This is a genomic window from Chryseobacterium oryctis (genome assembly GCF_025971925.1).
Lineage (GTDB): Bacteria > Bacteroidota > Bacteroidia > Flavobacteriales > Weeksellaceae > Chryseobacterium > Chryseobacterium oryctis.
Map to the genome: position 1 here is coordinate 284299 of NZ_JAPDHV010000003.1, position 24466 is coordinate 308764.

A 24466-nucleotide genomic window follows, 5' to 3' on the forward strand; every position below is an offset into this window, starting at 1 on the left:
TAACAATTATGTCTTTAGTAGAAGTAATAAAATCAGGAAATTATGAATTAATCGACGTTCGTGAACCAATGGAATTGGAAATGGACGGAAATATAGAAGGAGCTAAAAATATTCCGCTAGGTGAAGTAGAAGATAGAAAAGACGAGATTTTATCTGTAGAAAAACCTGTAATCCTATTCTGCAGAAGCGGAAACAGAAGCGGAAAAGCATTGGAATTTTTAAATTCTCAAGGCTTAAAAGACGGCTACAACGGTGGTGGCTGGGCTGAATTAAAAGCAAACTTAGACGCAAATCAAGGAACTTTTTAAAGTTCCTTTTTTTATCTGAAAATTCATAATGATGAATTTAAAAGAAAGATTTTTTCAGAATTGTAACCCTTTTACTCAGGACAAAAACCTTGTTGAAAGTTTATGGCTTGAAATTGAAGCAAAATATTCTGAAAAAGGAAGACATTATCACAATTTGCAGCATCTGGAAAATATGTCTTTAGAATTGGAGAATGTGAAATCCAATATTGTAAACTCTACAAACATTTCCTTTTCTATATTTTATCATGATATCATTTATAATGTTTCATCAAAATCCAATGAAGAGAAAAGCGCTGATTTTGCTACAGAAAGGCTTCAAAAACTGAATGTAAATCCATCCGACATTGAAAACGTTTACTATCAAATCTTAGCAACAAAAGCTCATCAAAAATCTGAGGATAATGATGTAAATTATCTTTTGGATGCTGACTTATCTGTTTTAGGGCAAGATAAAGCCATCTATTATGATTATACTCAAAAAATCAGAAAAGAATATTCTATTTATCCCGATATTCTTTATAAACCCGGAAGAAAAAAAGTTTTGAAACACTTTTTGGAACTAGAAAGTATTTTCAAAACAGATTATTTTAAAGAAAAATACGAAAAACAAGCAAAAGAAAACCTGCGTTTTGAATTAAAGATTTTATAACAAAAAAGTGAGCGAATGCCCACTTTCTTTTATTTAAAAATTTCAGATATTCTATAATTGATTTTTGATGAACTCAACTGATTTTCCTAAAACTATATTTGGAATTTCTTTATGAGGTGTATGCCCGATATCAGGAATAATAAATTTCTCAGCATTTCCGCTTACCTGAGCTACTGTTTTTTCTACTTGTTCTAAGGTTCCATATTCATCATTTTCACCCTGAATAAACAATAAAGGAGGCGTGATATTTTTCAACAGATATTCAATATTCCATGTTTTGAAACGTTCGCTCAGCCATATTTCCGTCCAAGCTTTTACCATCATTTCGACTTTATCTCCATGATATTTTTGCAATCTCTCAGGAAGATTAGTTGTTTGATAAGCTGTTAAAGCATCTTTTACCCCTTTTACCGTAATGTCTTCCACAAAAATATGTCCCGCTTCACATATCAAAGCTTGTACTTTCTCAGGATATTTTGAAGCTGCTATTAAAGCTATTGTTCCTCCGTCACTGTGACCGAAGAGAATTACTTCATTGAGATTTAATTCAATTAATAACTCGTTTAAAACATCAGCTTCTTTTTCCATGTAATCGTTTTCTCGCTCATGAGTAAGCATAGGATGAGACTTGCCATATCCTAACCTGTCATATACAAGAACATTACATTCTGTAGCCTGAGATAATTTTACAGGAAAATCTCTCCAAAGCTGTGTACAACCTAAAGAATCGTGCAAAAAAACAATTGTGGGTTTATTGGCAAAAGAGTTTTGGTATTCAATATAAAGTTTCTTTCCTTTAACATCAATGAGCCTTCCTTCCATTTAAATTAACTTTAACTATAAACTAGGATTATTTGCTTCTCTAAATTCTCTCAATAAATTATTAAAAACAGTTTCTACAGGTAAAATTTCATCAATTAGAGCAGAAACCTGACCAATTTCTAATTCGCCTTCTTCCAAATCTCCTTCAAACATCCCTTTTTTAGCTCTTGCTCTTCCCAAAGTTTGAATTAAAGTTTCTTTATTTCTTCCCGTATTATAAATTTCTTCTAATTCATTAAAAAACTTATTTTTCACCAATCTCACAGGAGCCAGTTCTTTCAAGGTTAAATGAGTATCCCCTTCCTGAAGTTCTTTGATTTTATTTTTCCAATTATCGTGTGAACTAGCTTCTAGAGTTGCCGCAAAGCGAGAACCAATCTGAACTCCATCTGCTCCCAAAACCATTGCTGCCTTTATCTGAGAACCCAAGCCAATTCCTCCTGCTGCAATTAAAGGTTTAGAGATATGTTTTCTCACATTAGGAATAAGGCACAAAGTTGTCGTTTCGTCTCTTCCGTTATGGCCTCCAGCTTCAAAACCTTCCGCCACAACCGCATCTACACCTGCATCTTCACATTTCATTGCAAATTTGGTGGAAGAAACCACATGAGCAACTTTCAAACCTTCTTTTTGTAGAATTTCTGTATATGTTTTCGGATTTCCTGCAGAAGTAAAAACAATTTTCACCCCTTCTTCTAAAATAATTTGAATAACTTCATCCAGATTAGGATAAAGCATTGGAACGTTTACTCCAAAAGGTTTATCTGTAGCCTGCTTACATTTTTGAATATTTTCTCTTAAAATATCAGGATACATACTTCCTGCCCCAATTAAACCCAATCCACCACAATTCGACACCGCCGAAGCCAGTCTCCATCCGGAATGCCAAATCATTCCTCCCTGAATAATGGGATATTGTATATTGAAAAGTTGCGTTATTCTATTTTGATTTTCCTGCATCTCATGAAGTTTTTTAGCTGAATTAAAATCTATAAAGTTGCCCATACTGTAAAAATACTAAAAACATAGATTTTATAATATTTTTCGAAACCTTTTTACATAAAAAACCTTCAGAATTCTGAAGGTTTTTTATTTTATTTTTTGATTGCGTCTTTCTTCCAGCTTCCTTTCAGGTTACATGAATCGTAGCGTCCGTCAATTGAAATAAAGGTTGTCGGTAATTTTGAATTTACAAACTTATCAACCATTTCTCCTTTCTTCTTATTAAGAGCCATTTGCTTGATTCTGTCATAATCTGTTTCAAGCGTAATCTGGTGTGCAGGAATCACATCTTCAATCTTAATGATTTTCACCACTTTTCTTTGTCTTTCATCTACATCATCAAAAGCTGTTGTAATATCCCCTTTGTTTAAACCTGCTAATTCGTAACTGATTGTTCCCGGAACAGTTTCTCTTTCAATTTTACTTGAACCATCAGAACCTGTAATCACACCTCCGTTAAACTTTGTTCTTTTATCGTCTGAGAATTTAAACGCAGCATCTTTAAATGTCATTTTACCTTCAATAATAAGACCTCTGATGCTATCTAATTTTGCTTTAGCCGTTTTAATTTCATCTTCTGTAGGTGTAGCCTTTAAGAGGATATGCCTTGCATCATACTGCTTTCCTGATTTTTTCACTAATTGAATTAGGTGATATCCGAATTCAGATTCAACAGGTTCAGAGATTTCTCCTTCCTGAAGATTGAGAGCTGTCGCCTCAAATGATTTTACCATCTGACCTTTAGAAATATTCTTATAAAGTCCTCCATTTGCTGTGGAACCTTCATCTTCCGAATAAATTCTTGCCTGGCTTTCAAAAGTTTCACCTCCCTGAATATCCTGCTTTATTTTATTTAATCTATTAATAAGTTCCTGTTTATGAGCTTCTGTAAGCTTAGGAGTCATTTCAATCTGAGCCAAAGAAATTTCGTCTTTAATTTCCGGAAGTTGAGTTTTATATTGATTATAAAAATCGGTTACTTCATTCGGTGTAACGTCTGCTTTCTCTGTAATTCTTTGATATTTTGCCTGCCCGTAATAAGTATCAGTATCAATTTTCTCAATAGCATTCTTCATTTCATAACCAGTTCTGAATTTATATGCCGTTAACATCGTTTTTTCATCAGGAAACTGAGAAAGTAACTGCTTATATTTAGCATTAGCCTGTTCTTTAATTGCGGCAGAACGGTTTTCTATCAGCGTATCTTTTTTTGCCTCGTATACAAGAAGTTTATTGCTAAGAAGATTTTCAAGGAAATCACACTTACCCATATTAGAAGCTCCCTGCTGTTTTGCATAATTCATCTGTTCATTAACATCAGATTCCAAAACAATCTCATCACCAATTACAGCAGCAATACCATCCACTAACTCCCCTGGTTTTAGCTGAGCTTTCATGCTATTTGTAGCAAATAACATTACGAAAATTCCAAAAAGAAAAGTGACTTTTAGTTTATTTATCATTTTACTATTTTAAACAAGTTGCAAATTTAGAATTCTTAACGAATTTCACTAAATTTTTTATTATAAATATTTCTTAAAAAGACTTATTTATTGCAGTTCAACATCAAATGTTGTTAATTCTTTAAATTGTCTCAATCTACGGAACATATCAGATTCGGTAACCTCCTGAATTCTTTCAGTACCGAATTTCTCAACCGTATAAGAAGCCATTGCAGAACCTACTATTAAAGCAGACTTCATGGTTTCGAAGTCAAATTTACCTTTTTTAGCCAAATAAGCAGCAAAACCACCTGCAAATGTATCACCGGCTCCTGTTGGATCAAAAACTTCTTCCAAAGGCAATGCAGGAAGTGCAAATACTTTATTATCATGGAAAAGTAAAGCTCCGTGCTCTCCTTTTTTAATGATAACATATTTAGGCCCCATTGTATGAATCTTTTTAGCAGCTTTTACTAAAGAATACTCTCCTGAAAGCTGTCTTGCTTCTTCATCGTTAATGGTAATCACATCTGTTTTAGCAATCATATCCATCAAAATATCCCAAGCAGAATCCATCCAGAAATTCATAGTATCCAAAATAACTAATTTTGGACGCTCATTCATTTTTTCAAGAACTGATAATTGTACTCCAGGATGAAGATTTCCCAGTAATAAAATTTCAGCATCCTGCATAGAATCAGGAATTTTAGGATCAAAATTTTCTAAAACGTTTACTTCTGTAACTAAAGTATCTCTTGAGTTTAGATCGTTGTGATATTTCCCAGACCAAAAGAAAGTTTTCCCGTCTTTTACAATCTCAATACCTTCGATATTTACATCTCTGTTTGTCAACATATCAAGATGCTCTTGTGGGAAATCTCCTCCTACAACGGAAACAATTCCAGATTTTACTCCCAAAATAGATGAAGTAATACCTATGTAAGTAGCAGCTCCTCCTAAAATCTTATCTGTTTTACCAAATGGTGTTTCGATTGCATCAAATGCAACGCTTCCAACAACTAAAAGTTTCATATTTTTTTCAAAGTATATTTAAAAGTAATTAATTTTTCCATTCAAAAGTGTCTAGCAAATGCTTCATATCGTTTTTGATATAATTTACCGCCGGAGCCAAAGAATCGGGTTTTGGTCGAGTGTTGAAATATAAATAAGCTGTCACAAAATGTTTCGTACTATCTGTAATATAAAATTGCAGATTAGAAGCACTCTGACCTTTCAGCTCATAAAAATTCCCATAAACTTTTTTCTCAGGATATTCAAATGATTTTGTATCTATTGAACTTGCTTTAATGGTATGTTCATAAACCATTTTTTCAGCCTCTTTGATGTGATCTTTAAAGTCATTCTGTATCGGATAATATGTTACAAAAACTTTGGCCTTCATTTTAGGATAATTCAGATAATACCAACAAGGCTTTTTTGCATCTGTAATTTTAGCAAAATCTGAATATTCAAATGTATAGGCACAATTGTTTTCAAACTTCTGATATTTCGGAGACGGATATTCTAAACGCAATTCTCCATAAGGCTTGGGAATAGCTTCTTTTCCACAAGACAAAAGCATGAGTGTAACAAAAATAAAAATGACTTTTTTAATCATTTTGCAAAAGTACAAATTAGATTTCAGATTTCGGGAGACAAATTTCAGTCTTTCAACGAGTTTTGAATATAGTTTTCTAAAGGTTTCGGAAAAGATTTTTCCTGAGAAGCATCAAAATCAGTAATGAAACATTCATTTTTAGCTATAAAATCACTCCAAACCGATCTGGAAGTCACCTCAACATTTGCTATTTCTATATTCAGATTTTTATGTGTAAGTTTATGATTTACAGTTTTAATATTCTTTATGAAAGGTTCTAAATCTGCTGTAATAGAAGGTAAAAATTCAAATAATTTTTTCCAGATAAAATCATCTTTTCTCTGCTGAATCAAAAACTGACCATTCCTATGAACAAAATAATACTTCAAATGCAAATCTTCAGCTTTTACTTTTTTTGTTTTGACAGGTAATTCGGAAGTTTTATTTGAAGAAAAAGCCAAACATTCTTCATTGATTGGACACTCTCCGCAAACAGGATTTTTAGGTTTACAAATTTCTGAGCCCAAATCCATCATCGCCTGATTAAAATCACCTACATTTTCAGGCAAAATCAAATGAGCCAATTCTGAAAAATAGCTAAACGCTTTTGTGCTTGAAATATCAAAATCATCAGCAAAAAGTCTACTCAAAACTCGATAAAAATTACCATCGATTGCCGGAATCTTACCATCAAAACAAATACTTGAAACCGCAGCTGCTGTATACTTCCCTACTCCTCTCAATTTTAGAATTTCATCATATTGATTAGGAAAAACACCATGATAATCGTCCATGATTTGTTTAGCAGCTTTATGTACATTGATAGCTCTGGAATAATATCCCAAACCCTTCCAATACAGCAAAACCTCATCTTCCTTAGCTTCCGCCAACGTTTTTACATCGGGAAATCTTTTAATGAAATTATTATAATGATTCAATCCCTGATTAATTCTCGTTTGCTGAAAAACTATTTCACAAATCCAAATTTTATATGGGTCTTTTGTTTGTCGAAAAGGTAAATCTCTTCCATTATTCTTATACCAAATCAGGAGCTTATTCCCGACATGAAGAAAATCTGTGTTTATTTTATTCTTTTTCAAAAATCCGTTTCATTTTATGGTACAAATATATATTTATTTTTTTTTCTTCTTCACAGAATATACTGGTGCTCCTTTCAACCACTGATATTTTATTTTCTTCTCCTCGGCTATAAAGCGAAACCCTTTCAGTTTTTCAAGAAAAACGTACGAAGAATCTTTATCAATTTTTAACTTTTGAGTTGAAAGAATTTCAATCGGGAAATGAACTATTGAATCACGTGTTGTTTTTAGAATATTGCCTGAATTAATTTTATAAATAAAAATAGATTTTCCACGCCCCGAAGAGCTATCAATAAGTTTTATCTCTGAAGTTGAAAAAACCATATCACTATTGTCAAAAGCCTCATCTTCACTCATTACATAAGCCTGATTTTCTGATTTTTCATCCTCAAAAAGGTCAACTTTATATTCATCCGGTCTCTGATATCTTTTTTCACAACTCAATAAAAAAAGTGCATAAAAAACATACAAAAAACAACAAAAACTAGCATTAACTTTTAATTTCATAAGACTATGTATAAAAAAACCGATGTAAAGTGCATCGGTTTTTAGTTTTATAATTTGTATTAGATTAATCTTGAAGATATTCAGCATCCCATTCATTACCATCATCACCTTTATGTCCATCCAATTTAATAACGAAACTTTTTGTAGGGAAATATGGAGTTAAACGAATATCTAACCAAACTCTGTCTTTATTCACTTTATCCTGTTCAAAACGAACAATTTTGAATTTCTCAATCAATTTATCCGGACCTTTAATTCCGTCAAGGAAAGTTACGATTTGTCTTCTCAAATCATCTTCATTCTTGGCGTTCCAGTTTTCAAAAGCTCTTCTGTTTAAGAAATCTAATAAAACTTTAGTTACGTAATCGAATACACGAACAACGGAATACGTCTGAAGCCCTATATTATCTCCCGTAAATAATGTTTTAGCAGAGAAGGCCATGATTTTTCCATATTCATTAACCATAGGAACCAATCCCATTTTTTCCAGCTGAGAGATTTCGCTTTTCTTTAATTCGAATTTTACGGCATCTACCTCGTTAATATTACCGTGTTTTTTACCTGCAGCAACCTGAGACATCAAAGTTTTATGAATTTTACCTGCCAATGAAGTTGAAGGTGGAAGTTCTACGTTTTCTTCTTCTCCTACTTCTTCTGCTTTTCCACGACCTACAAGCCAATTACACGTCATGATTACGTTACTTCTATGAAGTTCACCACCTGTAAGATTCGCTGAGTGGAATAAATCTACAACATCATCCGGTTTATCAAGGTTTGCAAAGTCTGTAACCATCATTACTTTGTTTTCGTTACAGATTTTCGCCCATTTTTCAATAACTTTATTTGAACCTAAATACCCCGGAATTGCAAGAATAGAATAGTTATCTCTAAGATCTAATCTATCATAATAACTTTTGAATTCCTCTGCAATTGCATCAATAAAAAGTGGATTATCTAAGTCAGAAACCTGCTCCAAACTTGCATTTACAATGCTTACATTATCTACTTTGTCAAGCTCTGTATTTTTGTAAAACTGCGCTACCGTTCTATAGTTAGTTTCTAACTGACGAACTGCGTCTAATGTATTTTTAAGATTGCTTTTAAGATTCTGTTCTGCCTGTTGTGCTTTATTTTTGCATATGTCAGCCATTTTATCAGCAGATTCATTTTGCTCTAAAAGGCTTACCCAAAGGTTTATTTTTTGAAGAAGTTCTTTTCTTTCGTCTGATTTGTTATTATCGTTGAGGAAGATTTCTTTTCTTGCTTTTCTTGTCGGGTTCATATTGGCAATGCCATCTACAACAGATTCAACAAAACCAAAACCACCTATTTTATTAAGCTCAGCAAGCGGATTACCTTTTGGCTTCCCTGTATGCTGCTGTTGCCCTTGCTGCTGATTTTCAGCTGCCTGTAATTTACTATCCATGATTTAATGTAAAGTCTTAAGATTATTTTTTTTCAAGTTCTTGTGCCACTTCTTTCAATACTTCTACGAAAGCAGCTCTGGACTGCTCATTTTCCAGCATATTACGCAGAATTTTATTTGTTTTTAGCTGACGGACAATTTTGTTGTATTGCTCCTGTTCCATGCTAAGCTGTTGCAAATAATCTGATTTCTGAGTAAGATTTTTGGGAGTGAAGTCTGCAAGATTCTGAAAACGGAATTCTTCTTCTACTACATTACCATCTTCTGTTTCATGCTGTACAGCTACAGAAGGTTGAAAATGTTTGAAAACATCATCCACAGTCTTTAATCCTGTTACAATTTCAGGTGTGTAAGATTCCTCTGTTGTAAGTTGGCTCACAATCAGTGACTTGTTTTCCTGTATGTCCTGAATAGCTTCATTAGCGTCTACTTTCACTTCGTTTCCGCCAACACCATAATTAAACATTGCCATATTATTATTATTTTGAGATTTTTGTTTTGGTGCGAACTGGGTTTGTCTGAATCAAAAAAATTCCCAATCCAGTGTTTAAATTTAAAAAAAAACTGCCACATACAAAATTTTGTTAAGATTTTTCTTGAAATATTTAATTTAACATACTAAACATCAATCAAAAACCGTTATTAAAAAATATCACCAACATTGGAAAAACAAATAAAAAAGCGCATCATTTCTGATACGCTTTTCTTTTCTAACAATTTTTTGGTATTATTTTACCAAATTTTTATTCTGTCCTGAGGAGCTTTATACATTTTATCTCCCGGTTTAATATCAAATGCTTTAATGAAAGAATCCTGATTTACCAATGGCCCGAATGCTCTAAAAACACCTGGAGAGTGTGGGTCTGTTTTCACCTGATTAATCATATACTGATCCGTAGATTTTGTTCTCCATACTGTTGCCCAGCTCATAAAGAATCTCTGATCTTGTGTAAATCCACTAATCAATCCCGGATTTCCTTTATCTTTTAAGTACATTTGAAGTGCATCATAAGCAACGGCTACACCACCAAGATCTCCAATATTTTCACCACTTGTGAACTTTCCGTTTACGAAACTACCTTTTACCGGTTCATAAGCACTGTATTGAGCTGCCAACTGAGCAACTTTAGCATCAAAGTTTTTGCGATCCGCGTCTGTCCACCAATTATTTAAATTCCCATCTCCATCGAATCTTGAACCACTGTCATCAAATCCGTGAGAAATCTCGTGTCCGATAACTGCACCAATCCCTCCAAAATTAACCGCAGCATCTGCTTTCGGATTATAGAAAGGTGGCTGGAGAATTGCAGCAGGGAAAACAATTTCATTATTAGAACCACTGTAATAAGCGTTTACAGTTTGTGGAGTCATTCCCCACTCTGTCTTATCAACAGGCTTTCCTACTTTGTCTAAACTTCTTTGATAATGCCAAGCTGAAACATTTTGAAGGTTTGAATATAAAGTCGCACCAGCTTTTGGAGATTCAACTTTTAAATTACTATAATCTTTCCATTTATCCGGATAAGCAATTTTTACAGAGAATTTCGATAATTTTTCCTGAGCTTTCACTTTTGTTTCAGGAGACATCCAATCCATATCATTAATATGCTGTTTGAATGATTTTAAAATGTAGTCAATATACATCTCCATCTGAGCTTTTGATTCAGGAGTGAAATATTTTTCAACATATAATTTCCCGAAAGCCTCGCCAAGAACACTATTTACAAGTGAAAGCCCTCTTTTATTCATAGGACGTTGCTCTTTTTGACCTTGAAGATATTTAGAATAGAAATCGAATCTGATTTGCTCTAAATTTTCATCTAAATTACTCGCATTACCATTGATTAAATGATATTTCAGATAGTCTTTCAATAAAGGAAGATTTTTCTGAGTAAGGAAAGAATCCATATTTTGATAATACTTCAGTTCTCCAATAATCACCCTATCTGTAGTTACACCTGCATCTTTGAGGTATTTTGCAAGATCTACATTTTTAACCAAAGTCGGCAGTTCTGCTACTGTTTTAGGATTATATCTTAAATTAGCATCTCTATTTTGCTCAAGAGTTAATAAATAGTTTGCCAATTGCTTTTCAAAATCAACTACATTTTTTGCAGCAGCATCAGAGTTTTTATATCCTAAAACACCAAATAATTTTCCAACATAAGCCTGATATTCAGCTAATGTTTTAGTATTGGCTTCGTTTACTTTCTGGTAATAATCTCTTCCTAAACCAAGGTCGGGACCGCCAAGATATACAGCATTCATTTTAGAGTTCTTCAAATCGGCTCCTACTCTCCATCCATAGAAAGAATTGTCTCCTAATTTTGTTGCCTCTAAAAGATATTTTTGAAGTTCACCAATATTTTTAATGCCATCAATTTTTGCTAAATCAGCCTTTATAGGAGCCAAACCTTCAGCATTTCTCTTTGCTGTATCCATAAAAGATGCATACAAATTCTGAATTTTCTGTCCTTCAGAACCTGCAGGATAAGTTTCGGATAAAATTTTGTTTAAAATATCCAAAGATGCATCATCTACATTTTCTCTCAAAGCATTGAAAGAACCCCAACTTGCTTTATCAGAAGGAATCTGAGTTGTTTTTACCCAATTTCCGTTAACATAGCTAAAAAAATCATCTTGAGGACGAACACTTTTATCCATATAAGATAAATTGATTCCCTCTTCTTTTACTTCTTTTTTTACTGGATCTACAGCAATTGTAGGTTCCGGTTTTTGAGTAGTGTCCGCAGTTTTTGTTGCTCCACAAGAGTTTAAAAATACTAAACCAGAAAAGGCAAGTATCCCAATATTCAGCTTTTTCATTAAAGATTATTTTTGATTGTATACAAACTTACCAAATATACGAATTTATGTTAAATCAATTTCAACTTAACTAAATCAGTTTCTAGGTTTTTCAATAAAAAAACCGTTCATTTCTGAACGATTTAAAATATTATTACCAAATTTTGATTCTGTCTTTAGGAGCTTTGTACAATTTATCCCCTTGTTTTACATCAAATGCTTTGTAAAATGCATCAACATTAATAAGCGGACCAAAACTTCTAAAATACCCCGGAGAGTGAGGGTCTGTTTTCACCTGATTAATCATATATTTCTCACTTGACAAAGTTCTCCAAACTGTAGCCCAGCTCATGAAAAATCTCTGATCCTGCGTATAACCGCTGATTGACCCTGGATTTCCTTTATCTTTCAAATACATTTGAAGTGCATCATAAGCAATGCTTACACCTCCCAAATCTGCAATATTTTCTCCGTTTGTGAAAGTCCCGTTTACAAAAGTTCCTTTTACCGGTTCATATTTATCATATTGAGCAGCAAGAGCTTTTGTTGCTTTTTCAAAGTTTTCTTTATCTTCTGCAGTCCACCAGTCTACCAAGTTTCCGTCTGCATCAAATTGAGAACCAGAATCATCAAACCCGTGGCTCATTTCGTGACCGATAACAGCACCAATTCCTCCAAAATTTACAGCTGCATCAGCTTGTGGATTGAAGAAAGGTGGTTGAAGAATTGCGGCAGGGAAAACGATTTCGTTGTTTACAGGATTATAATATGCATTTACCATTTGTGGTGTCATCAACCATTCAGACTTATCAACAGGCTTTCCTACTTTATCTAAATCTTTATTGTATTGCCATTCTGTAATATTTCTAAGATTAGAATATAAATCTCCTCCTTTAGCTTCAGGAACAATTTCTAATTTAGAATAATCTTTCCAAGTATCAGGATAAGCAACTTTTACAGCAAATTTATTTAACTTTTCCATTGCTTTTTCCTTTGTAGTAGATGACATCCAAGTCAGACCATTGATATGAACTGCAAAACTTTTCTTCAAATAATCAATCAACTCAACCATCTGAGCTTTTGATTCTGCAGGGAAATATTTTTCAACATATAATTTTCCGAATGCTTCACCCAAAGTTCCGTTAATAAGCTCAAAACCTCTTTTATTAAGTGCTCTTTGCTCTTGTTGACCTTTCAGATATTTGCCATAAAAAGCAAATTTCATGTCGCCTAATTTTTCACTTAGATAAGATGCACTTCCACTGATCATGTGAAACTTCAAATAATCTTTAATTACAGGAAGATTTTTAGCACTTACTAACTTATCAAAGTTTTTATAATATTCTAGTTCTCCTATAATTACCTTATCTGTATTTACCCCAACTTTTTTAAGATAAACAGGAATATCTACATTTTTAACCAAAGCAGAAAGCTCTGCCATCGTTTGAGGATTATATTGAAGCGTCGCATCACGAATCTGCTCGTTTGTCAGGTATGTATTTGCTATGCTTTTTTCATAATCAACAATAGCTTTTGCTGTGGCATCAGCATTTTTATAACCTAATTCTTTTAACATTGAAGCTACATACTTTGTATATTCGGCAATAGCCTCCGTATTTTTTTCGTTTACTTTTTGGTAATAATCTCTTCCAAGACCTAATGTTGCATTACCTAAATAAACTGCATTCATCTTAGAATCTTTTAAATCTGCATCAATACCCCATCCATAGAAAGCATTTTCTCCATCTTTAGTTACAGAAACAAAATAATCCTGAAGATCTGCAAGATTTTTTATCGCATCAATTTTATTGATATTGGCTTGAATAGGCTTAATTCCATCTACATTTCTCTTCTTCATATTCATGTATGAAACATACAAATCCTGAATTTTTTTACCCTCGCTTCCTTCAGCAAACTTATCTTTCAGAAGAGAGTTTAAAATCGTCATAGAGTTGTTATCCGTATCCTCAGCCAATTTATTAAAACTTCCCCAAGTAGGTTTATCAGAAGGGATTTTAGCCGTCTTCATCCAAGTTCCACTCACATAGTTATAAAAATCATCTTGCGGACGCACAGATTTGTCCATCAAGCTAAGGTCAAGACCTTTATCCGTTCCAGCAACAGCCGTTTTTGTTGCATTAGCCTGAGCATTTATCGTTTGTGAACAAACTCCTGCTAATAAAAATAAGGAAAGTGTTAATTTTTTCATTATACTAAAAATTTATACTATATGTCTATTATTTTCGCAATATGTTACGCTAAACTACAAAAATTAAAAATTTATCTCGAGACTAAAATACTTACAAGATCCTGAAGAATTTTTTGAGAAACAAAGTTCATGAAATCGAGTCTATCAAGATGTGGCATATACAATTTGGATGTTACCGTTTCATCATTAACTCTTATACTATAGAAAACAGTTCCCACATCTTTTCCATCCTCTCCTTTTCCGGGACCAGCAACACCGGTTGTCGATAAGGAAATATTTGTACCAAATAATTTCTGACATCCTTCAGCCATTTCAGATGCAACTTGTTCGCTTACAACAGTAAATTCATCAATAGTTTCTTTTTTAACCTTTAAAATATCAATCTTTTTTTCTGTAGCATACGTTACAACTCCTCCTAAAAAGTATTTTGAACTTCCGGAAACTGAAGTAATCATTTTTGCTAATTCTCCTCCTGTACAGCTTTCTGCTGTAGAAATCGTCAATTTTCTTTCCGTAAGAATTTCTGCTAGAATTTTTTCAATTTTATCTTCTGAAGTTGCTATCACATTATCTTTTATCAACGGAAGCAATTTCTGAATTTCATCTTCAAGCTGTTGTTGCAAAACCTCCTCATTATCACCAGTTGCAGTGATTCTCAATTTCACACGAGTTCCTATCGGAAGATAAGATAAAGTTAAATTTTTTGGTAAAGAGAGTTCCCAATTTTCAATAGTGTCTGCTAAAATACTTTCAGGAATCCCAACAACAGAAACTATTCTTGTAGAAATATAGCTTAAACTAAATCTCTCCTGTAAATAAGGAATAATCTGGTCTTTTATCAACGGTTTTACCTCATACGGAACTCCAGGAAGACTGAATAACAATTTCCCACTCTGCTCCATCATCATACAAGGAGCTGTTCCGAAAAAATTTTGAAAAACTTTCGATTTTGTAGGAACAAAAGCCTGTTCTCGGTTTCTTTCAAGAATTTCCAAACGACCTCGTTTCTCCATATACGTTTTAAGATGATTGAACGTAGCCTCATCCAAAGCAATTTCATCATCAAAAAACTCTGCAATCGCTTTCTTAGTTTTATCATCTCTTGTAGGACCTAAACCTCCTGTTGTGATAATTAAATCTCCAATTTCAAAAGCTGATTGAATAGCTTCTTTTATGGTATCAATTTCATCTGAAATAGTAAAAATCTGAGAAACTTTTATTCCGATATTTTTAAGTTCAGTCGCAATAAAATTAGAATTGGTATCAATAGTATTACCTGAAAGGATTTCGTCACCAATGGTGATAAGAACAGCATTTTTCATATTAATTTTTGAGAAAAAAATCTTCTACAAATGACGGAAAATTTTCATCAATAAAAATCGTTTTACGAAAAAACATTAAGAAAACCATCTTTAAAACTACCCGAAACCTCAATTTCTGTAGTGTCTGAAAGGGTGACTGTACCACTTTTATGATAAGATTTAACAAAAGTGGTATTGATAATATGTGAACGATGAACTCTTACAAAAGGATTTTCTAACAAATCGTCGAAATGCTTTAAAAACCTGCAAACCATTTTCTTTGAGCCATCCGTAAGATAAACCTGAGTAAAGTTTCCATCAGCCTGAAGCCTTACAATATCTTCGGTTTTCACTACATCAAAACCCTGCAAAGTAGGAAGGATAAGTTGTTGTTTTTCCGGCTTTAATTTCAGATTTTCAAGAAGAATTTTATTTCTATTAAGTTCTTCTTTTCTTTCTAAACTTTCTGCAACTTTGTTCACCGCCAAAATAAGCTCCTGTATATCAATAGGTTTTAAAATATAATAACTAGCAGATTTATTTAAAGCCTGTAAAGAATATTGTGAAAATGCCGTAATAAAAATGGTTTCATAAGAAAAATCTTTTGTAGCTTCCAGCACATCAAAGGCATTCCCGAAAGGCATTTCAACATCTAAAAATACTAATTGTGGTTGCTTTTCGGCAATTAACGGAACCGCTTCTTTTATATTTTCCGCTTCTCCAAGAATCTCAACTTGTGGACAATATTTTGTGAGATAATTTCTTAAAACATCTCTTGCAATCACCTCATCGTCTACAATTACAGCTTTTAATTTCATATTTTTTCAGGTGTTAGATAACAGCTTTTAGTTTGCAGGTCGTTAAAATTTGCTATTAATCTTTTATTTATCAATCAGTTTGTATATAATTTTAACAGAAACTCCCTGTTTATCTTTTTTATCTGTGATTTTACATTGAATATTCTGGTTGTATAAATCGTTCAAAAGCTCAATTCTTTCCAACGTATTTTTCATTCCGCGACCTTCACGTGCTTTTTGATACTCGGTTTTTTGTTTTTTACTTTCTTCAATACCGATCCCGTTATCTTCGATGATGATTTTTAAATTCTGATTTTCTTTCTCAAAACTCAATTTCAAAAATCCTTTTTCGGTTCTATACCGTAGACCATGCCAAATCGCATTTTCCAAAAATGGCTGTACCAACATTCCGGGAACTTTCAAATTTTGCGTATTTAAACTTTCATCAACCTCAATATTAAAATCGAATTTATCTGCAAAACGTGTTTTCTCCAACGCCAAATAATTCTGAAGCAAATCTAGTTCCTGCTGAAAAGGAATAAAATCTTCTGTAGAGTTTTCCATGACGCCGCGCATTAATTTTGAAAATTTAGTAAGGTACTGATTGGCTTCGAGTTCATTATTGGTTGCAATAAAATGATTGACACTATTCAAACTATTAAAAATAAAATGCGGATTCATCTCGCGACGAAGTGACTGCAACGCAATTTTTTTATTCTTAACCTGAACCTTTTTCAATGTCCTGAAAATGATATAAATGAACACAATCAACAAAAGTAAAGCTCCAATTAAGCCATAATTAAAGATATTTTTCTTTCTGATAAGCTCATCTTTCAGCTCTCTTTCTTTTTCTAATTGGGCAATTCTTTGTTCTGTTTCTTCAAGAATCTTGTTATCTACCAAACTTCTGTCTTTTGAAACCAAATCGGGTAATTTTCCCAAAAAATCACGATACAACTGCACCGAAGCATTCGTATTTTCAGAAACATTGTAAAGACTGTCTAATTTTTTTACGCTTTTCTGAGCTTCTAGTGTATGTCCTTTTTCAAGAGCTATCTTGTATGATTTTTTCAATAAATCAATAGCTTCTTCCGTATCATTTTTTCGAATATAAATATCTGCAAGCTCCTGAATCTGCTCAACTTGTTTTTGCGAATTTTTCTTTACAAATTCTTCTTCTAAAACCGTTTTTTTAGCTTCAATGGCTTTATCAAATTTCTTATTTTCAACATAAAAATCTGTCAGTTTCTTGTTGATTTCTAAAGCCTGTTGAGGAGCTTCTTTTTTGGAGATTTTATAGGCATTAGTCAAATTTTCTTCTGCTTTCGGAATATTATTCTGCTGAATATTCACTTCTGCCATTTGGCTATAATTTTCCGCTAATTCCGCTTTGTCATTTTCTTTTTCGCTTATTTGGATATTACTCTGAATAGCCTCAGCTTTCACGTCTTGAGAATTGGTAGAAAGTCTTGTTGCATCATTAGAATTTACAGCCTTACTTTTTGAATAGCTAACTTCTGCCGCTCTGTTATAATTACTGATTGCAGGTGTTATTTTATTTTGCTTTTCCTGCGATTGTGCTAACCTTCTGGTCGTTTTTTCAATATTAGGTTTGTCATTCAGTTTTTCATAGATATTTTTTGCCCTTATGAAATATTCTTCACTTTTTGCAAAATTTCCATCGTTGAAAAAAGTTTCACCAATATTATAATAAGAATCTGCCTGTGCCGAAATATTTCTTGTATCAACCGCCTTCTTTAGCTTCTTGCTCTGAACTTTCACTTCTTTCACAACATCATTTTCCTGAGAATACAGATGATTTCCCAAAACAAAAAATAGAAAGACGATAAAAAGCTGAAACATTTTCATAAAACAAAGATATACATATATATAAATTACAAAAAACTATTCACCAAGTGAAACCTCCATTTCACCAAGTCTTCAAAATTCCAATACTGAATCTCAATAATTTTACTGTAGAAATTTAAAATTAAAAACAGGAAATTATGAGATTGAAACACTTTTTATTAGTAGGATTATTGAGTATTGGAAGTTTTATGAATGCTCAGGAAATCAAGAAAAATGCAATTGAAGTAACAGGAGTTGCTGAAATGGAAGTAGAACCCGATGAAATCATCTTTAGTATCGGAATAAAAGCAGACAATAAAAACGATTTGGCCAACAACGAGAAAAAATTATTTGAAACACTTAAAAATGGTGGAGTAAAAAATGAAGACATTAAATTCAAATCTATGTATCAGAATTTATATTCAAAAACGACAAGATTCACAAAAAGTTTTGAATTTAAAGTAAGTGCAAAAACCAATGTCAGTAAACTATTTGAAGACCTCAACCAAAAATGGGTTACCAATCTGAACATTTCGGAAGTAAAAAACACAAAAATCGCAGATTTTAGAAAAACCGTAAAAATTAATGCATTGAAAGCGGCGAAAGAAAAGGCAGATTATCTATTAGAAAGTATTGGCAAGAAAACAGGAAATCCGATGGAAATTATTGAAGTTGAAGATTATATGAGTGACTCTATCATTCCTGTTGCTTATAAAACAGCACAAATGAGCAATATTCAGCTAGAAGCGGCAGATTCTACAGTAGATTATTCTTTCGAAAACATTGAAAATATTAAGTTGAAATACAGCATCAAAACAAAATACGAAATCCTTTAAACACAACAATCATGACAACTATTAAAATTTTAGCATTAACATTAGGAGTTACAGCTTTTTTAAATGTACAAGGTACATCAATTGGTTGCACCCAATCCTCAATCGAAAAAAATATCGTTCAGAACGAACCTTCCGGAAGTGTAAGCAAAGAAAATAAAATTCAGGTTGCTCTTCTTTTAGATACTTCCAACAGTATGGACGGGTTAATTGACCAAGCAAAATCCAGACTTTGGAATATCGTAAATACATTAACCACTTTGAAGTACAACGGAAAAGTACCTCAAATAGAAATTGCTCTTTATGAATACGGAAATGACGGAATTAAAGATGAAAACTACATTCGCCAGGTCACTCCTCTCACACAGGATTTGGATTTAGTTTCCGAGAAATTGTTTGCTTTAAGAACAAACGGAGGTAGCGAATATTGTGGAGCAGTCATCCGAGATGCATCGATGAATCTGAATTGGGATGATAATGAAAAAAGCATGAAGCTGATTTATATCGCAGGAAACGAATCTTTCGACCAAGGAAAAATCAATTACAAAGAAGTTATTTCTAAAGCAAAAAGTAAAAATATTTATACCAATACTATTTTTTGTGGTGACAGAAGAGAGGGCATCGAAACATATTGGCAAAACGGAGCAACAATTGGTGACGGAAAATATTTCAACATAGACAGCAACAGAAAAGTGATGTACATTGAAACTCCGTACGATATCAAAATTTCCGAATGCAATGCCAAACTTAATGACACTTATATTTATTACGGAAATCGAGGTGCAGAATACAAAAACAAACAAACAGCACAGGATAAAAATGCGGAAATCCAATCCGTATCAAATGCGGTTGAAAGAACAGTAGCAAAATCTAAAAAGAACGCTTATAAAAATGACCATTGGGATTTGGTAGATAAAGCAGAAAAAGACAAAAGCTATATTTCAAACATAAAACAGGAAGAGTTGCCTTCTGAATTAAAAGGAAAAACCAATGTTGAAATACAAAAAATCATAGCACAAAAAGCCTCTGAACGAGAAAAAATTCAAAAAGAAATTGAAGAATTATCTAAAAAACGTCAGGATTATATCGACTCCGAAATGAGAAAAAAAGGAAGTTCTGACTCTGATGATCTTGGAAAAGCCATTGAAAAATCTGTCCTAGAACTGGCAAAGAAAAATGGATATAGTTCATAATAAAAAAACGCCTCCAAATTGAGGCGTTTTTTAGCTTTCGGGGGTTCGGCAAAGCCGAACCCCCGAAATTTATCTTCCAAACTTAAAATATTTTGATAGTAAATGCTTTTTTCCTTTCATAAATTGAGAAGCCATTTCCATCCCAACTACAGAAAATGTAATTCCGTTTCCGCCAAAACCTAATACAAAATAAGAGTTTTTAAATTTTTCATGCTCCCCAATATATGGAAGCCCATCTTTAGTTTCTCCAAAAACACCAGCCCAAACAAAATCTGTGTAAAAATGATAATCAGGTTTAATTTTCTTTAAAACTTTTAAAATTTCTTTCTCTTTTTTATCTAAAAGCTGATCTCTTTTCTTAGGATCTGAAAAATCTTCATCACCTCCACCAATGAGTAACCTTCCATCATCTGTAGTTCTCATGTAGATGTAAGGTTCATCCGTATTCCATACTAAAGTATTGGTAATATTTTTAAATTTTTCATCATCAATTTCAGATACAACAGCATAAGTACTTTTTAAATCAACAAAATCTTCTTTAATTAATTCCTTACTTTCGTATCCAATACAATAAATTATTTTTTTAGTCTTAATTGTATGGCCACTTTCTAAAGTCGCAATATTAAAGCCTTTGAAATATTCCACCTTCACCATTTCAGTTTTATCAAAAATTCGTAGACCTTTCTTTACGTTGAGAGTAAACAACTCATGTGCAAACTGAAAAGCATCAATACTCGCTCCCTGATCTGACAGAATTGCTCCAAATGTATTCTCGAATTCAAATTTCTGCTTAATATCCTCAGGCTCTAACCAAGAAACAGGAAATCCGGCCTTCTTCCTTGCCTTAAATTCGTTTTTCAGCCAGTTAACATCTTTCTTTTTAGAAGCAAAATACAGTGATTTTTTCCTTTTAAAACCTGCTTTAGATTTGGTCTTTTTAGTAAGTTTTTCAAGAACATCAATAGAATCCGAACAGGCTTTATAGCTTTCTACAGCTCCCTTTTCTCCAATTTTATCAATTAACTCAAAAAGCGGAACATCTATTTCATATTGTAACATTGAGGTTGTTGCTGAGGTACTTCCGTTACAAAGTTCTCTTTTATCTATTACAATCGTTTTATAGCCATCCTCAATCATTTGATGAGCAATTAAACTACCAGTAATTCCGGCTCCAATTACTAAAACATCACATTCTTCATTTGATTTCAGTGATGGATAAGATTCAATAAGACCATTTTTCAAAAGCCAAAAAGGTTCATTAGATTTAAGATTCATATTAATATTTTAAACTAAAATAGAAAAAAATACGAACCATACAACATTTTTTAGTTAATATTATAATACCAAATAAAAAGAAATGAGAAATAATTTCTCTTTTATATTATTTATCACATGAAACACAGTCTATCGGTAGTTCCTCTTCTTCTGTTTGTAAACTGTATAAGTATTTATACCTCAAAGCGATAATAAGACCTATAAAAGTCATTCCTACTCCAACTAAAGACGGATAATTGAATGAATACCCATATTCTAAAGGAATTCCCCCTAAAAAAGCCCCCATTGCATTAGCTATATTAAAAGCCGCCTGCATAAATGCTGCTGCCATCATTTCACTTTTAGGAGCGGCTTTCATCATCATGATATTAATCGGTGCTGCAACAGACATTGATAAAGCTCCGCAAATAAACGTCAAAACAAAAGCCACACTTTGATATTCAGATAGAAAAAAAACACATCCTAATGAACTCATCATTAAGAAAAGTAGCAAAGCACAAGTTTTCTCGGGCCCTAATTTATCAGATAAAATACCTCCGCCTAAATTCCCAACAACCATTCCTGCTCCTGCAAGAATCATTACATAAGCCATTTGGCTTTCTTTTACTCCTGCAATAACAGTCATTAATGGTGTTATATAACTGAACCATGTGAAAAGCCCTCCAAATCCTATTGCTGTAATCATTAATACCAACCAAGATTGTCTTTTTTTGAGAAATTTTAGTTCTTCCAAAAAGTGGGCTTCCTGATTGGTTTCCATTTTCGGAAGCCAAATTTTCAGAAATAATAACGCCAATAAACCAATCGCTGCAACAATGGCAAAATACCATCGCCAATGGAAAGTGTGTCCAATATAAGTCACCAAAGGAACCATTGCAAGATTGGCAACCGTAAGCCCCGTAAACATTAAGGAAATATAAAGCGCCTCCTTACCTTTTCCTGCCATTCGTGATGCAACCACCGTTCCCACACCGAAAAAGGCACCATGAGGTAAACCCGACAAAAACCTTATGATTAACATCGTTGTATAATCTGGTGCAATAGCCGATAACCCGTTAAACAAAGTAAAAATCATCATCAACACCATTAAGACTTTTTTGGGCGGAAATTTAACGGAATATCCTATTAAAATTGGAGCTCCGACCACTACTCCTAAAGCATAGGCAGAAATCAAATGTCCTGCTTCCGGAATGGTAATTTGTAAAGTTTTTGCTATATCTGGAAGCAGCCCCATTACTGTAAATTCTGTAGTACCAATTCCCAATCCACCTATCGCTAAAGGTATTATTCTTTTATCTATCATTCCCATTTTACGTCTTTTTTAAATTATTTTTTAAGAAGACTAATCAACTATTTCACTTGAGTTTGCAAAATTCGATAGAAATAGTCACTTATACTTCAACGTGAATGATAAAAAATTGCTCTATATTAACATTTTTATGTAATTTTAAATCATTAAATAATCAAAATAGCACCAAATGAAAATCCAGAAAGAAATCATTGAATTTGAAAAAGAAAAGTCTTTCAAACTTTTTTCTCCTTCATTAAAAAATTGTTTTTTCTGGCATTATCACCCTGAAATAGAATTGGTATATGTAAAAACTTCAAAAGGAATCCGCCATGTCGGAAAAAATATCTCAGGATTTACAGATAGTGACTTACTGCTAATTGGTTCAAATGTACCTCATCTCAATTTTGATTATGGTATTCAAACCGAATGTAAACAACTTGTTCTTCAGATGAAAGAGGATTTTCTTCAAGACCTAATTCTTTCGACTCCTGAATTTAATGATATTAAAAAGCTTTTAGAACGTTCATATTTAGGGCTATCATTTTCAGGAGAAACAAAAAAACTGGCGGTAGAAAAACTCAATTTTATTAAGGATAAAAACTCTTTCGATTCTTTGATTGGTTTAATTGAAATTTTGCAAATTCTTGCCAATTCGGTTGAAGTGAAAGAGCTAAATGATGAAGATACACGAATAAAATGGTTCCTGAACGATAAAATCAGAATGGGAACTATATACGATTACATCAACGAAAACTATGATAAAAAACCGAATGTAAATGAAATTGCAAAAATTGTAAACCTAAGTACTCCGGCTTTTTGCAGATATTTCAAAAAACAAACGAATATGACTTTCACTGATTTTGTAAACAATTACCGAATCAATCAGGCACAAATATTTTTATTGAAAGATTATTCGGTAACTGACGTCTGTTTTCAGGTGGGTTTTGAAAGCCTTTCTTATTTTAATAAATTATTCAAACAACATCTAGGGCAAACTCCTTCAGAGTTTAAAAAAAGGTATTTTAAAAGAGAAGAATTGATATAAAAAAAATCGCTCCAAAATGGAGCGATTGTATTAATGAATGTGTTTTTCTGCATGATAAGAACTCCTTACCAAAGGTGAGCTTTCAACGTGTCTGAATCCTAAACTTCTTGCGAAATCTCCTAATTCTTCAAACTCTTCAGGTGTAATGAATCTTTTTACAGGAAGATGCTTTTTGGTTGGTTGTAAATATTGCCCAAGTGTGATAACATCTACGTTTGCATTTCTGATATCTTCAATAGTTTGGAAAACCTCATCTTTAGTTTCGCCTAAACCAAGCATAACTCCAGTTTTTGTTCTTCTTTGTCCGGCTTCTTTCAAATATCTTAAAACCTCAAGACTTCTTTCATATTTAGCCTGAATTCTCACTTCTCTTGTCAAACGTTTTACCGTTTCCATATTGTGAGAGATTACTTCGGGAGCAACATCTACCAATCTATCAATATGTTTTGTTATCCCCTGAAAATCAGGAATCAAAGTTTCCATCGTAGTTCCTGGCGAAATTCTTCTTACCGCATTTACGGTTTCAGCCCAAAGAATAGACCCCATATCCTTCAAATCATCACGGTCAACAGAAGTAAGAACAGCATGTTTTATTTTCATTAATTTAATAGAACGCGCTACTTTTTCAGGCTCATCCCAATTTACATCAAGTGGTTTTCCTGTTTTTACCCCGCAAAATCCACAACTTCTCGTACAAATATTACCCAAAATCATGAATGTTGCCGTTCCTTCTCCCCAACATTCGCCCATATTCGGGCAACTCCCACTTTGGCAAATTGTATTTAATTTATATTTATCTACCAATGTTCTTAATTCTCTGTAATTCTTTCCTGTAGGAAGTTTTACACGAATCCATTTAGGTTTCTGAACGGTAGTATCCTGAACTAAATTTTCCATTTATTTCTCAAATTGAGTTCCAAAGTTAAGGATTTTTTTATCGAAACAATCAAAGAGTTTTGATTGATAAAACACATAATTCCGAAATCGTTATATATTAAATCTTATGTTAAATTACA

22 protein-coding genes are annotated in these 24466 nt (G+C 32.9%); 5 read left to right on the forward strand and 17 right to left on the reverse strand.

Annotation, left to right across the window (positions count from 1 at the left end):
* The first annotated feature begins 8 nt into the window (after positions 1 to 8).
* Both OH806_RS08305 and OH806_RS08310 read left to right on the forward strand, forming a co-directional pair.
* On the forward strand, positions 9 to 308 hold the full coding sequence (locus tag OH806_RS08305; RefSeq protein ID WP_264743212.1) for a rhodanese-like domain-containing protein: 300 nt from the start codon (positions 9 to 11) through the stop codon (positions 306 to 308).
* Positions 309 to 339: 31 nt separating this feature from the next.
* Positions 340 to 957 carry an HD domain-containing protein gene (locus OH806_RS08310; RefSeq protein WP_264743213.1) on the forward strand — a complete coding sequence of 206 codons (618 nt, stop codon included), beginning with the start codon at positions 340 to 342 and terminating at the stop codon, positions 955 to 957.
* Between the two features lie 51 nt (positions 958 to 1008).
* Here OH806_RS08310 and OH806_RS08315 read toward each other — a convergent pair whose 3' ends face one another.
* From OH806_RS08315 to OH806_RS08380, 14 genes are all read right to left on the reverse strand, one after another.
* Complete coding sequence (locus OH806_RS08315) at positions 1009 to 1779, reverse strand: alpha/beta fold hydrolase (RefSeq protein ID WP_264743214.1); 771 nt, start codon at positions 1777 to 1779, stop codon at positions 1009 to 1011.
* Positions 1780 to 1794: 15 nt separating this feature from the next.
* A complete protein-coding gene (locus OH806_RS08320) occupies positions 1795 to 2739 on the reverse strand; it encodes an NAD(P)H-dependent flavin oxidoreductase (protein ID WP_264743474.1) in 945 nt (314 codons plus the stop codon).
* A gap of 134 nt (positions 2740 to 2873) precedes the next feature.
* Positions 2874 to 4244, reverse strand: coding sequence for a peptidylprolyl isomerase (locus tag OH806_RS08325; protein ID WP_264743215.1), 1371 nt, complete (start codon positions 4242 to 4244; stop codon positions 2874 to 2876).
* Positions 4245 to 4331: 87 nt separating this feature from the next.
* Positions 4332 to 5255 (reverse strand): PfkB family carbohydrate kinase, encoded by a 924-nt coding sequence (locus tag OH806_RS08330; RefSeq protein WP_264743216.1) that lies wholly within the window; start codon positions 5253 to 5255, stop codon positions 4332 to 4334.
* A 28-nt stretch (positions 5256 to 5283) separates the two neighbouring features.
* Complete coding sequence (gldD, locus tag OH806_RS08335) at positions 5284 to 5841, reverse strand: gliding motility lipoprotein GldD (RefSeq protein WP_264743217.1); 558 nt, start codon at positions 5839 to 5841, stop codon at positions 5284 to 5286.
* 44 nt (positions 5842 to 5885) lie between these two features.
* Positions 5886 to 6920 carry an A/G-specific adenine glycosylase gene (gene mutY / locus OH806_RS08340; RefSeq protein ID WP_264743218.1) on the reverse strand — a complete coding sequence of 345 codons (1035 nt, stop codon included), beginning with the start codon at positions 6918 to 6920 and terminating at the stop codon, positions 5886 to 5888.
* Positions 6921 to 6953: 33 nt separating this feature from the next.
* Complete coding sequence (locus tag OH806_RS08345) at positions 6954 to 7364, reverse strand: hypothetical protein (protein WP_264743219.1); 411 nt, start codon at positions 7362 to 7364, stop codon at positions 6954 to 6956.
* A 127-nt stretch (positions 7365 to 7491) separates the two neighbouring features.
* Complete coding sequence (locus OH806_RS08350) at positions 7492 to 8853, reverse strand: DUF5458 family protein (RefSeq protein ID WP_264743220.1); 1362 nt, start codon at positions 8851 to 8853, stop codon at positions 7492 to 7494.
* Positions 8854 to 8875: 22 nt separating this feature from the next.
* A complete protein-coding gene (locus OH806_RS08355) occupies positions 8876 to 9325 on the reverse strand; it encodes a type VI secretion system contractile sheath small subunit (protein ID WP_264743221.1) in 450 nt (149 codons plus the stop codon).
* A gap of 260 nt (positions 9326 to 9585) precedes the next feature.
* Positions 9586 to 11679, reverse strand: a complete 2094-nt coding sequence (locus tag OH806_RS08360) for a M13 family metallopeptidase (protein WP_264743222.1) — start codon at positions 11677 to 11679, stop codon at positions 9586 to 9588.
* Positions 11680 to 11812: 133 nt separating this feature from the next.
* Complete coding sequence (locus OH806_RS08365; protein ID WP_264743223.1) at positions 11813 to 13867, reverse strand: M13 family metallopeptidase; 2055 nt, start codon at positions 13865 to 13867, stop codon at positions 11813 to 11815.
* 71 nt (positions 13868 to 13938) lie between these two features.
* Entirely contained in the window at positions 13939 to 15189 is a 1251-nt protein-coding gene (locus OH806_RS08370) for a CinA family nicotinamide mononucleotide deamidase-related protein (RefSeq protein WP_264743224.1), read from the reverse strand.
* 62 nt (positions 15190 to 15251) lie between these two features.
* Entirely contained in the window at positions 15252 to 15986 is a 735-nt protein-coding gene (locus OH806_RS08375) for a LytR/AlgR family response regulator transcription factor (protein WP_264743225.1), read from the reverse strand.
* 63 nt (positions 15987 to 16049) lie between these two features.
* Positions 16050 to 17834 (reverse strand): tetratricopeptide repeat-containing sensor histidine kinase, encoded by a 1785-nt coding sequence (locus OH806_RS08380; RefSeq protein WP_264743226.1) that lies wholly within the window; start codon positions 17832 to 17834, stop codon positions 16050 to 16052.
* Between the two features lie 137 nt (positions 17835 to 17971).
* Here OH806_RS08380 and OH806_RS08385 point away from each other — a divergent pair, with 137 nt between their 5' ends.
* Positions 17972 to 18649, forward strand: coding sequence for an SIMPL domain-containing protein (locus tag OH806_RS08385; RefSeq protein ID WP_264743227.1), 678 nt, complete (start codon positions 17972 to 17974; stop codon positions 18647 to 18649).
* An 11-nt stretch (positions 18650 to 18660) separates the two neighbouring features.
* Positions 18661 to 19839, forward strand: coding sequence for a vWA domain-containing protein (locus OH806_RS08390; protein WP_264743228.1), 1179 nt, complete (start codon positions 18661 to 18663; stop codon positions 19837 to 19839).
* A gap of 69 nt (positions 19840 to 19908) precedes the next feature.
* On the opposite strand, the gene OH806_RS08395 is transcribed toward OH806_RS08390, so the two are convergent.
* Both OH806_RS08395 and OH806_RS08400 read right to left on the reverse strand, forming a co-directional pair.
* Entirely contained in the window at positions 19909 to 21114 is a 1206-nt protein-coding gene (locus tag OH806_RS08395) for an NAD(P)/FAD-dependent oxidoreductase (RefSeq protein ID WP_264743229.1), read from the reverse strand.
* A 106-nt stretch (positions 21115 to 21220) separates the two neighbouring features.
* The gene (locus OH806_RS08400; protein WP_264743230.1) at positions 21221 to 22423 is read right to left on the reverse strand and encodes an MFS transporter; all 1203 of its coding nucleotides are present in this window, start codon (positions 22421 to 22423) and stop codon (positions 21221 to 21223) included.
* A 169-nt stretch (positions 22424 to 22592) separates the two neighbouring features.
* Here OH806_RS08400 and OH806_RS08405 point away from each other — a divergent pair, with 169 nt between their 5' ends.
* Positions 22593 to 23450 carry an AraC family transcriptional regulator gene (locus OH806_RS08405; protein WP_264743231.1) on the forward strand — a complete coding sequence of 286 codons (858 nt, stop codon included), beginning with the start codon at positions 22593 to 22595 and terminating at the stop codon, positions 23448 to 23450.
* Positions 23451 to 23480: 30 nt separating this feature from the next.
* On the opposite strand, the gene lipA is transcribed toward OH806_RS08405, so the two are convergent.
* Complete coding sequence (gene lipA / locus OH806_RS08410) at positions 23481 to 24347, reverse strand: lipoyl synthase (protein ID WP_264743232.1); 867 nt, start codon at positions 24345 to 24347, stop codon at positions 23481 to 23483.
* Between the last annotated feature and the right edge of the window lie 119 nt (positions 24348 to 24466).